Raw genomic sequence first — 14,580 nt, 5'->3', positions numbered from 1 at the left:
TTGAGTCACTTCTTTTTTATCATGTTTGGGCAATTAATTTTACAACTTACCGCTTCCAAAGAACATAAAAGTTGCCCACAAGACCGGAAACTATGTTGGGGTTGTGCATGATGTGGGAATCGTTTATGCCGAGAAACCTTATATTGTTGTTGTTATGACGAAGAATGTAAAAAACGAGCAATCAGCCAATAAAGCAATAGCCAATATTTCGAAAATAATTCACGATTATGTTGAAGGAAAAACGGAAAAAGATAATCATTAAAAGACTTGAAAACATTATACTTATAAAACAAAATGGTATAAGGAAATATTTAGGACCTATTTCCTCTTTATATTAATTTGGAAGAGTATAAACAGAACTTTTAATGGCAGCCAGGCTGTCATTGCACCGGCTTACGGCACTTTAGACCCTTGGCTTTGCGTCATTACCTTTCGGTAATTTTGCCCTGTTTCATAAGTCTCTATTTATATCTCCTTATACCAAATATAAAGGGGAGTATAATGTACTATTTTATTATATCGGAGAAATCAAACAATGTACAATGTACAATTTGATATTTTAAAAAATAAGCGGCTTTGAGGTAAATGTTGCCGCGTTTATTAAATTAATCTCAAATTTCGCAATTTTTCGACATATTTCGAAACAAGGTTGTTTTAAGGAAAATAAAAAAGAAAAACACTACTATGCAACAGGGGAGAATCGTTCCATACTAGTGTTTTTATGAGAAGTGAAATGTTATTTTATTTTTTTTATTTCTTAGTTTTATTAATGATGAGTTTTATAACTTGATTTATATAAATTTTTATTCTACAAATCAAATTAAATTCCTCCTAAAGTTTTAAAAAAAATTAACTCAGTTTTATCCTGGAATTGTAAATTATGTGACAAAAATTTTTCTTGCCTGATAATGTATTATGAATTTTGTAATAAATTAAGGTATTTAACTGTAGGCGAAAATATTATAAAATTATAGCACGGGAAATTGAATAAATGTTTGTTATAAATAAACACTATATAGAACAGGATGTGAAAAAGTATGAAAAAATCTACTATCAGAGTGATTGCATTTATTATGGTTTTGACCTTTTTTCTAACTTCAGTAGGTGTTATGACTGCATCTATTTTTTTAGGAAGGTAGTGATTGCATTTTATGGGAAAAATAATAAGTTCTTATATTTTTCCTCATCCTCCTTTGATTGTGCCTGAGATTGGCAAGGGCGATGAGAAGGGTGCCGCTAATACTTTAAGGGCTTGTGAAAAAGCAGCTGAAGAAATAAGAAAAGAGAAGCCTTCAACTATTATTCTTACAACCTCCCACGCTCCCTTGTTTGAAGACTATATTTTTATCAATGACTTTAAAACACTAAAGGGAGACTTTGGAAGGTTTGGAGCTCGTCAGGTAAACTTAGGTTTTGAGAATAATTTAAAAATGGCAGAATCAATTGTTGAGTTTGCAAAGAAGGAAGGTTTTGATGCAGGAGGAATTGACGAAGGTATAGGCAAAAAGTACGGCATATCCGGAGAACTGGACCATGGGGCAATGGTGCCTCTTTATTATATAAGCCGGGTATATTCGGATTTTAAGCTTGTTCATATTGCCATGTCCACTCTTACGTTGGAAGAGCATTACAGGTTCGGTATGTGTATAGGTGAAGCTATAAGAAATTCCGATGAGGATGTAGTGTTTGTTGCAAGCGGAGATTTGGCGCACCGGCTCACTAGTGACGGGCCCTATGGATATAACAAACACGCCGGGGAATTTGATGAGCTTTTTGTTAAGAGTATCGAAAAAGACGATATTGACGCAATTCTTGATATAGATGACAAACTTCGGGATGAAGCTGCGGAGTGTGGATTAAGATCCTTTGTAATAATGCTGGGGGCTTTGGATGGATATAGTGTATCTCCGAAGGTCTATTCTTATGAAGGTCCTTTTGGTGTGGGATATATGGTGGCAAGAATTGGAGTCGGTAGGGAAGATTCCTCTCGCAGGATAATTGAAAGAAGGATAAAGGGAAGAGGCAAGAGTGTTGATCCGTACGTTTCCCTTGCCAGAAGAGCTTTGGAGGCTTATGTAAAGGAAGGAAGGGTTCTGGACGATTATGACGGTCTTCCCGGCGAAATGATAAAGGATAAGGCGGGAACTTTCGTTTCCATAAAGAAGAAGGGTGAATTGAGAGGGTGTATAGGTACTATTGCGCCCACAAGGGAAAATATAGCAAAGGAAATAATTCATAATGCAATAAGCGCGGGTACTTCCGATCCGAGATTTTATCCTGTGAAGCCCTATGAATTGGATGAGCTTGAATACTCTGTGGACGTATTGATGGAGCCTGAAGCTGTCGATTCCATGGACAAGCTGGATGCGGTAAAGTATGGGGTGATTGTTAGAGCCGGAAGAAGGACGGGGCTTCTGCTTCCAAACCTTGAGAATGTTGACACTCCCGAGCAACAGGTGTCAATTGCACTTCAAAAGGCGGGTATAAGTCCAAACGAGAAATATACAATGGAACGCTTTGAGGTAATAAGGCATAAATGAGGAGTGATGGTATGGAAGCAGCAAAGCCGGCGATGTTTTACAATAAAAGTGAGGATTTGAAAGTACATTGCCATCTTTGTCCCCATAATTGCACAATAAAGCCCGGAAGCTTGGGAGTGTGCAGGGCGCGGAAAAATATCGACGGAAATTTGTATTCTTTAAATTACGGAAAAATTTCTTCCATTGCATTGGATCCTATAGAAAAGAAGCCCTTGTACAGGTTTAAGAGCGGCTCTAGGATACTGTCAATAGGTACTTTTGGCTGCAATCTTAAATGTTCTTTTTGCCAAAATTGGGAGATTGCCCATGATGAGCCCGAGCTTTATGATGTAACTTCTGAGTATATTGTCAATAAGGCAAAAGAGCTTATGCCTCAAGGTAATATAGGGATTGCATATACATATAATGAACCTTCCGTATGGTATGAGTTTGTGTATGACACTTCGGTACTTGCCAAGAAAGAAGGGCTTTCCAATGTTTTGGTGACCAACGGTTTTATCGGCAAGGAAGCTCTTTTGATGCTGCTTCCCTATATTGATGCTATGAATATTGATGTAAAAGCATATACATCCTCCTTCTACAAAGACATATGCGGGGGAGCGCTGGAGAATGTGAAGGAGACTGTTAAAATCGCAGTCGAAAAATGTCATGTGGAAGTAACTACCCTTGTTATTCCCACATTGAATGATGATTTGAAGGAAATTTCCGAGATTGCAAAGTGGCTTTCATCCTTATCAAGGAATATACCTTTGCATCTTTCAAGGTTCTTTCCGAATTACAAGATGCAAAGCATTCCTCCGACGCCGAAGGAGACTTTGTACAGGGCGCAGGAAGAGGCACAGAAATATTTGGAGTATGTTTATCTTGGAAATATATGGTAAAATAATTTTTTTGTAATCAATTATTAATTATATTTTTAATTAAAAAAAGCTTACATTTATTTAGAAATAAGTTATAATTCTCTTATGGGAAGTTTTTAACCTTGACATGCAGAGTGAGGTTTTCCGATGAACTTTTTATTAGGAACAATAGGATCAAATTTAAAGGATATTATAGTAAATTTATCTACAAATTTAGATATTAATAATCTTTGGGATTTGATAAAGACAATTATAGATATAGGTATAGTGTCTTTTGTAATATACAAATTGATTAAGCTGATAAGGGAAACTAGGGCGTGGCAGCTTATAAAAGGTATTCTTGTTATTGTGTTTGCGGCCAGAATCAGCGAGTTGATCGGTTTTAAGACCCTTTCCTTTATACTGAGGCTTACTATAGAGTATATGGCAATAATACTTGTGGTACTGTTTCAGCCTGAGTTTAGAAGAGGACTGGAGCAGTTGGGAAGGAGCAGGTTTAGAAATCTTCTCAGCTTTGAAGAAGAGGACAGGACCATTAAAGTAAAATCACTTATTGAAGAAATAATAAAGGCTGTGACAGAAATGTCGCGAACCTTTACAGGAGCACTTATTGTAATTGAAAGAGAGACGAAGCTGGGGGAGATTATCAATTCGGGAATCGGTCTGGATTCGAACGTTACTTCCGAGCTTTTAATAAATATTTTTACGCCGAATACTCCTCTGCACGACGGTGCTGTTGTAATCAGGGACAACAAAATAAAGGCGGCGGCATGTTTTCTGCCCCTTACGGAAAATTCGAATCTTAGCAAGGAGCTGGGGACAAGGCACAGGGCTGCATTAGGAATAAGCGAAGTCTCAGATTCAATTGTTGTAGTGGTTTCGGAAGAGTCGGGAAGAATATCTGTTGCTTTAAACGGCGGACTTACCAGGAACTTAACCCCGGATACTTTGAGAAAGGCTTTAAGCAAAAATCTTTTGGATAAAGAAAATCCGAGCAAGAAACTAGGGATATGGAAGGTGAAGGCAAAATGAACGAGCTATTAAAGAAGGACTTGACATTAAAGATAATATCCGTATTTTTTGCTGTATTTCTCTGGTTTGTTGTTTTGGACAGCTCCAATCCGGTGACCTGGGTTGAATTGAATGTTCCGCTAAAAATAGAAAATGAAAGTTCTCTTAAAGAAAAGGGAATAATGATTAAGAATGAGAACTTTCCGAGGAATGTTTCCGTCAGTTTAAAGGGGAGAAAAAATGCTTTTAATAACATAGGTCTAAATGACATAGAGGCAATTGTTGACCTTTCAAAGGTGGAGGATGTCAATACACAATTTTTGTATATTAATGTTTATACCAATAAGGATGGCGTGTCTTTTCAGGGAGTAACCCCCAGGGTTGTGGAAATAGAGCTTGAAAAGATGGGTGAAAATCTTTTTCCTGTAAAGGTGGTTCCCACAGGAAAGCCCAAGGAGAGCTACCAGGTGGTAAGGGCCAATGCGGTACCGGCTATGGTTTCAATTGAAGCTTCTGATGAAATAATAAATTCCATTGGTGAGGTCAGGGCTTATGTTGATGTGGACAATCTCAGCAATGACATTGTTATAAACAAGGAGTGCGTGGTTTACAACAAGGAAGGCGAGAAAATAGTTGAATTGGATAAAAAGATAAGCGTGGATATCAGCATTGAGATTGCAAAAGAAGTATCTATAGTGCCGGCTGTAAGGGGAAGACCGGCAAAGAATTACACCGACGGCATACACAGGGTTGTACCGGAAAAGGCGTTGATTTCGGGGCCTTCTGATATTATCAGCCAGATTGACAATTTGAAGACCGCACCAATTGATATCGACAACATATCGGAAAGTATGACTAAAATTGTAAATCTTGTTCTGCCGGAGGGAGTTCGGCTTGTAGATACTCCAATAAGTGTTTATGTCGATGTGGTTATTGAGGAGCTGGCAGAAAGGGAATTTGTTTTTGGCAAAGAAAGCATTGCATTTGATAATGCAAGGGATAATTCGCTTAAGTATGAAATCTTAGATGAAGTTATTAGAATAACCCTGACCGGTACGAGGCAAGAGCTGAGCAAAATAGCGCCTGAAAATCTCAGGCTTAGTGTTGATGTAAACGGGCTTTCGGAAGGTGAGCATAGAAGGCCGCTTAATGTGGTTATACCCGACACTGTAAATCTCATGGAAAACTATGATGTAAAAATCAGTGTAAAAAAGACAGCGAATTAGAGTTTACGAGGTGCAGATGAAGTTAATTGTTCGAAATTTAAAGCTTTCTTTGGATGATGATATAGAAGTTTTGAAAAAACTTGTTTCAAAAAAAATTAAAGTAAATGAAAAAGACTTTAAGCATTTTAGGATAGTAAAAGAATCCATTGATGCAAGGAAAAAGCCTTTCATCAGTTTTGTCTATTCTGTAATGCTTGAAATTGAAGGTAAAGTAAAGATAAAGGAAAGCGCAGACATCCAGATTTTACAACAAGAAAGTGAAAACGTTTTAGTTCCCGGCAGCATAAGACTTGAAAACAGACCGGTGGTCATAGGTACAGGACCTGCGGGTCTGTTTGCAGGGCTTATTTTGGCTCAAAACGGCTATAGGCCCTTGATTCTCGAAAGAGGAGAAAGCGTTGAAAAGCGCACGGAAATTGTTAACCGGTATTGGGAGGCCGGCGAGCTTGACCCCGAAACTAACGTACAGTTTGGAGAAGGCGGTGCCGGAACTTTTTCAGACGGAAAGCTTACCACCAGGATAAATGACAGACGCTGCAGTATTGTCTTGGAAGAATTTTATAAATCCGGGGCTCATGAAGAAATTCTCTACAAGGCAAAGCCCCACATAGGCTCTGATGTGTTAAAAAGAGTAGTCTCAAATATGCGCAACAGGATAATTGAATACGGCGGAGAAGTAAGGTTTAATTCGAAGGTCACATCAATAATTGTTAAAAACGGGAAAATATGCGGAATTATAGTAAATGACAAAGAAGAAATACCTTGCGATGTTGCGGTCCTTGCAATAGGTCATAGTGCAAGAGACACATTCAAGATGCTTTTGGACAAAGGTGTTGAATTTGTACAAAAGCCCTTTTCCATAGGGGTCAGGATTGAGCATCCCCAGGAAGTGATTGACAGAGCCCAATATGGCGAAGCAGCAGGGCATCCCAAGCTTGGAGCGTCAGACTATCAGCTGTTTCAAAAAATAGGGGACAGGACTGCGTACTCATTTTGCATGTGCCCGGGAGGTATTGTTGTGGCATCGGCATCGGAGCCGGGGATGATTGTGACAAACGGAATGAGTGAATTTGCAAGGGACAGGGAAAACGCCAACAGTGCCCTTGTGGTATCGGTGGAACCGGAAGATTTCGGAAGTGGACATCCTCTTGCCGGTATTGATTTTCAAAGAAAGTGGGAGAAGCTGGCTTTTGCTGCGGGCGGCTCTTGCAATTGGGCACCGGTACAGAGGCTTGGGGACTTTGTAGAGGGAAGAAAGTCAACTTTCTTAGGAATAGTCAAACCAAGCTATACCGGAGGAACAAATCTTTCCGATATTCATTTGTGCCTTCCATCTTTTGTGACAGATTCAATAAAGAAAGCCATACCCTGTTTTGATTCCAAAATAAAAGGCTTTGGAATGAAGGATGCTGTTATTACAGGGGTTGAGACCAGGACTTCGTCGCCTGTCAGGATTCCAAGGGGTGACTCTCTTGAGGCAATTGGGATAAAGGGCTTGTATCCTGCCGGTGAGGGTGCCGGATATGCCGGAGGGATTGTGAGTGCGGCGGTTGACGGCATTAGAATTGCAGAGAGAATAATAAGTACTTATTCATATGAGTAGCAGTATTTGAATAATATAAATAATATATTAATATATAGGTGTATTGCCTGAAATTTTAGGTGTTGGATGACATAAAATGGTTTTTGCTATTTACTTGATCGATATAATATAATATAGTTATTATGAGTTTATATGTATATTTGTTTTGAAACATTTAATTGCAATACAAACATGTTTAATAATTTAGGGGGATGAAAGTATTGGGTCGTTTATTTGGTACTGATGGAGTAAGAGGAGTAGCCAATTTGGAATTAACCGCCGACCTTGCATATAAATTGGGTCAGGCTGGAGCATATGTACTTACTGCGGAAACAAAGCACACACCAAGAATATTGGTGGGCATGGACACAAGGATATCGGGAGATATGCTGGAAGCATCTTTAGTTGCAGGATTGTGTTCGGTAGGGGCAGAGGTTGTATGCCTTGGAATAGTGCCCACTCCCGCGGTTGCCTATCTTACAAGACATTACAATGCCGATGCCGGTGTAGTAATTTCCGCTTCCCACAATCCTTATGAGTTTAACGGAATAAAATTCTTTAACAACAAAGGCTATAAACTTTCCGACGCTTTGGAGGAGAGGATAGAAGCCATAATTCTTGACAATTCGGAAAAAATCGAGCTTCCTACCGGAGAAAAAATAGGAAAGAAAGTTGAAATTGAGTCATCTTTGGATGACTATGTAAACTTTATTAAAAGTACCGTTAGAGGAGACTTAAAAGGACTTAAAGTGGCAATTGACTGTGCAAACGGAGCGGCATATCAGGCGGCACCGATTGCTTTTTTTGAACTTGGTGCGGATGTCTGTGTTATCAACAACGAGCCCGACGGTGTAAATATAAATAGAAACTGCGGCTCCACTCATATTGCACAATTACAGAAATTTGTCGTTGAAAGCGGAGCTGATGTTGGGCTTGCCTTTGACGGGGATGCCGACAGGGTGCTTGGGGTTGATGAAAACGGCAACTTGGTTGATGGTGACCAAATTATGGCAATAATCGGTCTTGAGTTAAAAAAGCAGGGGAAGCTTTCAAATAATACAATTGTTGCCACTGTTATGAGCAATCTCGGGCTTGATATAATGGCAAAAAGAGAAGGTATTAACATAGTCAAGACAAAAGTAGGGGACAGATATGTTCTGGAAAATATGCTTGAGAACGGGCATATTTTAGGCGGCGAGCAGTCCGGCCATATTATTTTCCTTGAGCATAACACTACAGGGGACGGGATTCTTACTGGAACACAGCTTCTTAGTGTTATGAAGTCTTCAGGAAAGAAGCTTTCGGAGCTGGCCTCAATAATGCAGGTGTTGCCGCAGGTGTTGATCAATGCCCGTGTAATAAATCAAAACAAAGAGAAATATCTTGAGGATGAAGTTATATGCAGCAAGTGTAAAGAGCTTGAGAATGAGTTTAGCGACGAGGGAAGGGTGCTTATAAGACCTTCAGGAACAGAACCCCTTGTCAGAGTTATGATAGAGGGTAAAGACAAGGATTATATAACAAAAAGAGCTGTTGAGCTTGCAAAAGTTATAGAAGAGAGACTTGGATAAATTTATATAGAAGAAATATATATTAATGATAACTTGAATCGCTTGCACTGCATGGCGTTATTCTTGATAATGCGCCTGCTGTTGTATAAATAAGGGGTTAAAGAACTTTTAGACAGGCAAATCTTGTTCATTATGGGCAATGAAAGGAGGGTAAAGATTTAAGCCATAATGAATTCAATATAAAAATAAAGCGCCAGCACGCGTTTTAACGCGTGGACGAGGAGAAGGAGGTCACCGATAATTTCTGCAATCGGTGAGTTATCGAAATTTCGGCGGAAACCTTCCGGTTGTCACGACCGTCAGGGTCCTACAAAAACTGCAGGCAACTGCAGAACAAAAGGGATCTGGGTGAATTTTCCTGTCTAATATATTAGCCACTTCTATTGTCTTTTATAATGTTTTATCCAGAAAGACACAAAAATGTAAAGGAGAGGTAGTTGTGTGTGGAATAGTTGGTTATGTAGGCGGTAAAAACGCAGCGCCTATACTTTTGAATGGCCTTAAAAAGCTTGAGTATAGGGGCTATGATTCAGCCGGAGTGGCAATTTTAGACAATGATGATATTAAAGTGGTAAAGTGCAAAGGAAGGCTTGCAAATTTGGAGGAAAAGGTAAATTGTGGCATGCCGGTGGGGAATATTGGCATAGGCCATACCCGTTGGGCTACCCACGGTGAGCCTAATGACCTCAATTCCCATCCCCATATAAGCAATTCCGGTAAAATTGCGGTTGTTCACAACGGTATAATCGAAAACTATATGGAGATAAAAGAATTCCTTGAAGCGGAAGGCTATGAATTTATATCGGAAACCGATACCGAGGTTGTGGCACAGCTTATAGATTACCATTATCACGGCGACATTGTTCAGGCTGTTATAAACTCCATAAATGAAATAGAAGGCTCTTATGCGTTAGGAGTGCTTTGCAGTGATTGTCCCGACAAATTTGTTGCTGCCAGAAAAGACAGCCCTCTTGTGGTGGGACTTGGAAAAGGTGAGAATTTTGTAGCATCCGATATTCCGGCAATACTTGAGTACACAAGGGATGTATATATTCTGGAGGATAAAGAAATTGTACTTTTAAACGACAAGGAAGTCACGGTATACAATAATCACGGATTGATAGTACAAAAGAAGGTATTCAAGGTAAACTGGGATGTCGCTGCGGCTGAAAAATCAGGCTATGAGCATTTCATGATGAAGGAAATGTGTGAGGAGCCTAAAGTGGTAAAAGACACTATAAGTCCGAGAATAAAGGACGGTAATATAGTACTGGACAACATAAAAATTACTGCTGAAGATTTAAAGAACATAGACAAAATTTTCATTGTCGCATGCGGTACCGCATATCATGCTGGAGTTGTCGGAAAATATATAATAGAAAAGCTGGCAAGGATTCCTGTGGAAGTGGATGTTGCGTCGGAGTTCAGGTACAGGGACCCCCTTGTAGGTGACAGAAATTTGGTAATTATAATAAGTCAATCCGGTGAGACCATTGACACATTGTTTGCTCTAAGAGAATCAAAGAAGAAGGGAGCAAAGGTTCTGTCCATTGTGAATGTTGTGGGAAGTTCGATTGCGAGGGAATCGGATAATGTTCTTTATACCTGGGCGGGACCGGAAATTGCCGTAGCTTCGACAAAAGCATACAACACACAGCTTTCGGCATTGTACCTGATAGCCCTGGATTTTGCTTATAAACTTGGCAGGATAGACAAAGAATATTACAGCAATATAATAGAAGGACTTAGGGCGATTCCCCGGGAAATAGAGAAGGTATTGGCGAATAAAGACACAATACAGAAGTTTGCGGCGCAGCATTATAATGCAAAGAGCATTTTCTTCATCGGAAGAGGTCTTGATTATGCTCTGTCCATGGAGGGCTCACTGAAGCTCAAGGAAATCTCGTATATTCACTCGGAGGCCTATGCCGGAGGGGAATTGAAGCACGGTACCATTGCCCTTATCGAAGAGGGCACACTGGTGATTTGCCCGATGACCCAAGACAATCTTGTAGAGAAAATGATAAGCAATATCAAGGAGGTAAAGGCCAGGGGAGCGGTTGTTCTTGCAATAGCGAAGGAGAGCAACAAGCAGGTTTCTAAGGTTGCCGATGTGGTTGTTGCCATACCGGATGTTGATTCGCTTATTGCTCCGATAGTGGCGGTTACACCTCTGCAGTTATTTGCATATTATATGGCCCTGCAGAAAGGCTGCGATGTGGATAAGCCGAGAAATCTTGCAAAGAGTGTGACTGTTGAGTAGATGAAGGTGCAATTATAAATAAAATGTATAATTCAAATAAAGTTGACTCCATTAAAATAAAGTTCGCTCTGTAAAAATAAAGTTCGTTCCAAAATCCCGTAGCAGATGCAAGAGAAATCTTCATTTGCTGCGGGGTTTTTGATTTTTAGGGAGAGAGGGATAAGGTGTAAGGATTAAGATTGTTAGGGTTAAGGAGTAAGAAATAAGGCTAAATGTATTGATATTAAAGGGATTGAGGAAAGTATTGATTATAGTATTGAGAGAAATTATTGACACTATGATTGATAAAAAGATTAGAAAAAGCACATGAGAAAATGCAACCTTACCCCTTTTCCCTTTCAACATATTCCTGTTCGGAACCGACTTTATTTAAAAAATTATTACAAGAATTAAGGAAAAAGTGTTAATAAATGGAATTAAATTAAGGAATTTTCGAGCGGACTTTATTATCTGGAAAGAAATAGGGAAGTGGGTTCAAGGCAAGAAGGGATAAGGGGTTGAGGGGTGTTGGTTTGGAGCGGAGTTTATTTTAAATATACATAGTTAGGGGTGTGGATTTTTAGGGATAAGGAATAAGGAAGATGTTATAAAAATAATAAAGTTGACTCTGTGATAATAAAGTTGTTCTATAAATAAAATAAAGTTATTCTTAAAATAAATTTTCATGTTGTCGAGTAGATTTAGGGTACGTAACAGAAACGGAAATTTAGAATTGTGCAACCAAGAAAACCAAGAGAATTTGGAGTGTATTAAAGGTTTAACCATATTTCTTGATACAAGTATGAGGATAAGAGTATATAAAATAGAAAGGAAATGAGCGAAAAGCGGATGTTTTTATAGGTCGTATGTTGTAAAATAAAGGTATATGGTACACATCTGTAGAATATTGTGTAGTAAAGATAGTTTTGATATAGGAGGAAATACATATGTTTAAAGTTGAGAAAATAATCGATAAGGACTTAAAAACAAGCATTACACTTAAAGTTATGAATTCATTGCCAAAGTGGTTTAGTCCACCAGAGGATATAGTAAAAAAGTCCATTTTACATAGAGAAATGCCGTTCTTTGCTGCCTTTGACGAAAGCAATGTGATTGGATTTATTGCTTTGAAAGTACATAATGAATATACAGTTGAAATGTACAATTTAGGTGTATTAGAAGAATATCATAGGCAAGGTGTAGGTCATGCTATGTTGACTGCTGTTGAAAGTTATTGCAGAGAAAGAGGATATAAGTTCATTACAGTAAAAACTCTTGATTCTTCGGCAGAATATGAACCATATGAACGTACACGAGCGTTTTATCGAAAGAATGGGTTTTATCCATTAGAAGTATTCCCTTTATTTTGGAACGAAGAAAATCCCTGCTTATTCTTAGCAAAATATATCGGATAATACATGAAATTATAATACGAAGATATATAAACTGGAAGATATTCCAATTATAATTGAAAATATAAATGTACCATATAATGAAACTATATTATATTACATGGTATAATATGGTTAAATTCAGTTCGGAGAAGTAAGAATGAAAGGTTTAGATTTATCAAGAGCATATTACAATGAACTTTAATTAATGATAATCTGCCACAAGTCGCCAACAGTCATGCTGCTGCTCTAATAGGCTGGGGTTCTGATGTTCTTGGCAATGACGATGAATTATCAAGAGACCATGAAAGGGGACCACGGTGCATTATTTTACTTCCTGACTCACTAGCCGATTATTGCAGTATCCTGTACGATATGCTTTCAGTTAGAATCAGCATGTTGCGGATTATGTCAGGCGAGTGTTCCATGTGAATTAAGGATACCTCGGTAAGGAAAAAAGGAAGGTGGGAGTAAAATGTATCAGATAGTTAATCATAAAAAGGGAGACTTTAATATTACTACGGATTTTGAAAGGATAGACATTGATTCTATCTGCATGTTACTTTCAAGGACATACTGGGCAAATAATCGGTCAAGGGATATAATAATTAAATCATTAGAAAATTCTTTGTGTTTTTCACTATTCCATAATGAAAGACAGATAGGATTAGTAAGAGTTATAACTGATTGCGCTACATTTGCATATTTATGTGATGTTGTTATTGATGAAGGATACAGGGGCAAAGGTTTGGGTCAATGGCTCATGGAATGTGTTTTAAATCATCCGGATTTGCAAAATCTGCGACGCTGGTGTCTTGTTACAAAAGACGCACATGAATTCTATAGGAAGTTCGGTTTTGAAAATGTAAAGAATCCTGAAATATATATGGAGATTTCTAATATATAATTTATTAAAGTTAAAAGGGAGTGACTGGTTACGAAGAAATTATCTTTGTTGTTGGTTATCATTTTGTTGATGACTTTATTTTCTTCTTGTACCGCTAAAGAGTATGAAAATTTCCAAGAACTTAACAGCGGGTCAAAGTTGCAACGGGGAAGTATACTTTATACTTTTTACAGTGCGTTGCCCAAAGATTCGCTCAGAGGTAAGCAAATAGGAATCGTTGATGGTGACAAAAAGCATAAAGTGTTTGAGGTAAAAGGTTTTTCATCCGATGAATGGATTATAGAATATTACGATGTAATAATGTCAGTTTATACTTTATATAAAGCAGATACAGTAACCGAAATTCCTGACGAATTGAAATAATACAACCATACATTCTGAACATGATGTGTAGTTGAGTTAATGTATATTATTTTATTTATGCGGGGAATGAATATGGAAGATTATAATGTTGTGAAAAATGATTTCTATGAAATATCAGAACTTGATGACCCAAAATGGAATCGCAATAATTGTTATTTTAATCTACTCATGGAAAAAGAAATTCCCGATAAAAACCTATTTATGATGTGTAAAAAATTGAATACCTGTGCTCTTGCTGAGTTGCCAAATGGATATCATGTAAGAACTTGTAGAAGGAATGAATTAGATATATGGAAAAAGATGCCTTTTGATGATGAAAAGACTGCTGAGCAATATAGCGGTTATAGTCTTAAGTAGTGGTGTAAAATTGGTGGCCTAAAATTGATGGAAGATATTGTTCCTTGAAAACAAGGCCACGATATGGTTTTCTACTATGTTAGAGCAAAACAAAAGTAGAGGAGGTCATACCGTGGCTATAAAAGATGCAAGAGATATGATGCCACAAATCGAGGAAATTTTCAAGCATTATGGACATGTAATAGATGGAGATTTCATGAGAGAGCTGATGGCATTAATCCTAAATAAGTTGATGGAAGCCGAAGTGACTGCAAAAATTGGTGCAGATAAGTATGAACGTACAGAAGAAAGAAACAATCAAAGAAATGGCGTTCGAATCAGACCGTACGATACCCGCCTTGGTACCATTGATTTAAAAATACCTAAACTTCGTGAGGGAACTTACTTTCCAAGTTTTCTAGAACCCCGGCGTATGTGGGAAAAAGCACTTGTTAATGTTGTTCAGGAAGCATATGTCCATGGTATAAGCACTAGAAAGGTAGATGAATTAGTTCAGGCACTTGGTATGGAAGGTATCGATAAAAGTAAGG

The 14,580-nt window shown here is 38.2% G+C and carries 13 protein-coding genes and 1 riboswitch; all 13 genes read left to right on the top strand.

Going from position 1 to position 14,580, the window contains the following annotated elements; translation table 11 throughout:
* Nucleotides 1-64 precede the first annotated feature (64 nt).
* Nucleotides 65-262 (top strand): serine hydrolase, encoded by a 198-nt coding sequence (locus PLH43_RS10015; protein WP_324362656.1) that lies wholly within the window; start codon nt 65-67, stop codon nt 260-262.
* A gap of 102 nt (nt 263-364) precedes the next feature.
* Nucleotides 365-456: riboswitch (cyclic di-GMP riboswitch) on the bottom strand.
* Between the two features lie 695 nt (nt 457-1,151).
* Nucleotides 1,152-2,540, top strand: coding sequence for an AmmeMemoRadiSam system protein A (gene amrA / locus PLH43_RS10010; RefSeq protein ID WP_324362650.1), 1,389 nt, complete (start codon nt 1,152-1,154; stop codon nt 2,538-2,540).
* Nucleotides 2,541-2,551: 11 nt separating this feature from the next.
* Nucleotides 2,552-3,421, top strand: coding sequence for an AmmeMemoRadiSam system radical SAM enzyme (gene amrS, locus PLH43_RS10005; protein ID WP_324362649.1), 870 nt, complete (start codon nt 2,552-2,554; stop codon nt 3,419-3,421).
* Between the two features lie 126 nt (nt 3,422-3,547).
* Nucleotides 3,548-4,432 carry a diadenylate cyclase CdaA gene (gene cdaA / locus PLH43_RS10000; protein ID WP_324362646.1) on the top strand — a complete coding sequence of 295 codons (885 nt, stop codon included), beginning with the start codon at nt 3,548-3,550 and terminating at the stop codon, nt 4,430-4,432.
* A complete protein-coding gene (locus tag PLH43_RS09995; RefSeq protein WP_324362645.1) occupies nt 4,429-5,637 on the top strand; it encodes a CdaR family protein in 1,209 nt (402 codons plus the stop codon). The genes cdaA and PLH43_RS09995 overlap by 4 nt, the downstream gene beginning before the upstream one ends.
* A gap of 16 nt (nt 5,638-5,653) precedes the next feature.
* Nucleotides 5,654-7,240 carry an FAD-dependent protein gene (locus tag PLH43_RS09990; RefSeq protein ID WP_324362643.1) on the top strand — a complete coding sequence of 529 codons (1,587 nt, stop codon included), beginning with the start codon at nt 5,654-5,656 and terminating at the stop codon, nt 7,238-7,240.
* A 200-nt stretch (nt 7,241-7,440) separates the two neighbouring features.
* Nucleotides 7,441-8,790, top strand: a complete 1,350-nt coding sequence (gene glmM / locus PLH43_RS09985) for a phosphoglucosamine mutase (RefSeq protein ID WP_324362654.1) — start codon at nt 7,441-7,443, stop codon at nt 8,788-8,790.
* A gap of 439 nt (nt 8,791-9,229) precedes the next feature.
* On the top strand, nt 9,230-11,053 hold the full coding sequence (gene glmS, locus PLH43_RS09980; RefSeq protein WP_324362640.1) for a glutamine--fructose-6-phosphate transaminase (isomerizing): 1,824 nt from the start codon (nt 9,230-9,232) through the stop codon (nt 11,051-11,053).
* Nucleotides 11,054-11,979: 926 nt separating this feature from the next.
* A complete protein-coding gene (locus PLH43_RS09975; RefSeq protein WP_324362639.1) occupies nt 11,980-12,447 on the top strand; it encodes a GNAT family N-acetyltransferase in 468 nt (155 codons plus the stop codon).
* 451 nt (nt 12,448-12,898) lie between these two features.
* On the top strand, nt 12,899-13,330 hold the full coding sequence (locus PLH43_RS09970; protein WP_324362637.1) for a GNAT family N-acetyltransferase: 432 nt from the start codon (nt 12,899-12,901) through the stop codon (nt 13,328-13,330).
* A 138-nt stretch (nt 13,331-13,468) separates the two neighbouring features.
* Nucleotides 13,469-13,693 (top strand): hypothetical protein, encoded by a 225-nt coding sequence (locus tag PLH43_RS09965; RefSeq protein WP_324362635.1) that lies wholly within the window; start codon nt 13,469-13,471, stop codon nt 13,691-13,693.
* Nucleotides 13,694-13,765: 72 nt separating this feature from the next.
* On the top strand, nt 13,766-14,050 hold the full coding sequence (locus PLH43_RS09960; protein ID WP_324362633.1) for a hypothetical protein: 285 nt from the start codon (nt 13,766-13,768) through the stop codon (nt 14,048-14,050).
* Nucleotides 14,051-14,189: 139 nt separating this feature from the next.
* The coding region (locus tag PLH43_RS09955; protein WP_324362652.1) for a transposase at nt 14,190-14,580 on the top strand (391 nt) is incomplete at its 3' end.

The organism is Acetivibrio sp. (genome assembly GCF_035371925.1).
In the GTDB taxonomy this organism is placed as follows: Bacteria; Bacillota; Clostridia; order Acetivibrionales; family Acetivibrionaceae; genus Hungateiclostridium.
This window is presented reverse-complemented; position numbering and strand designations above follow the sequence as displayed.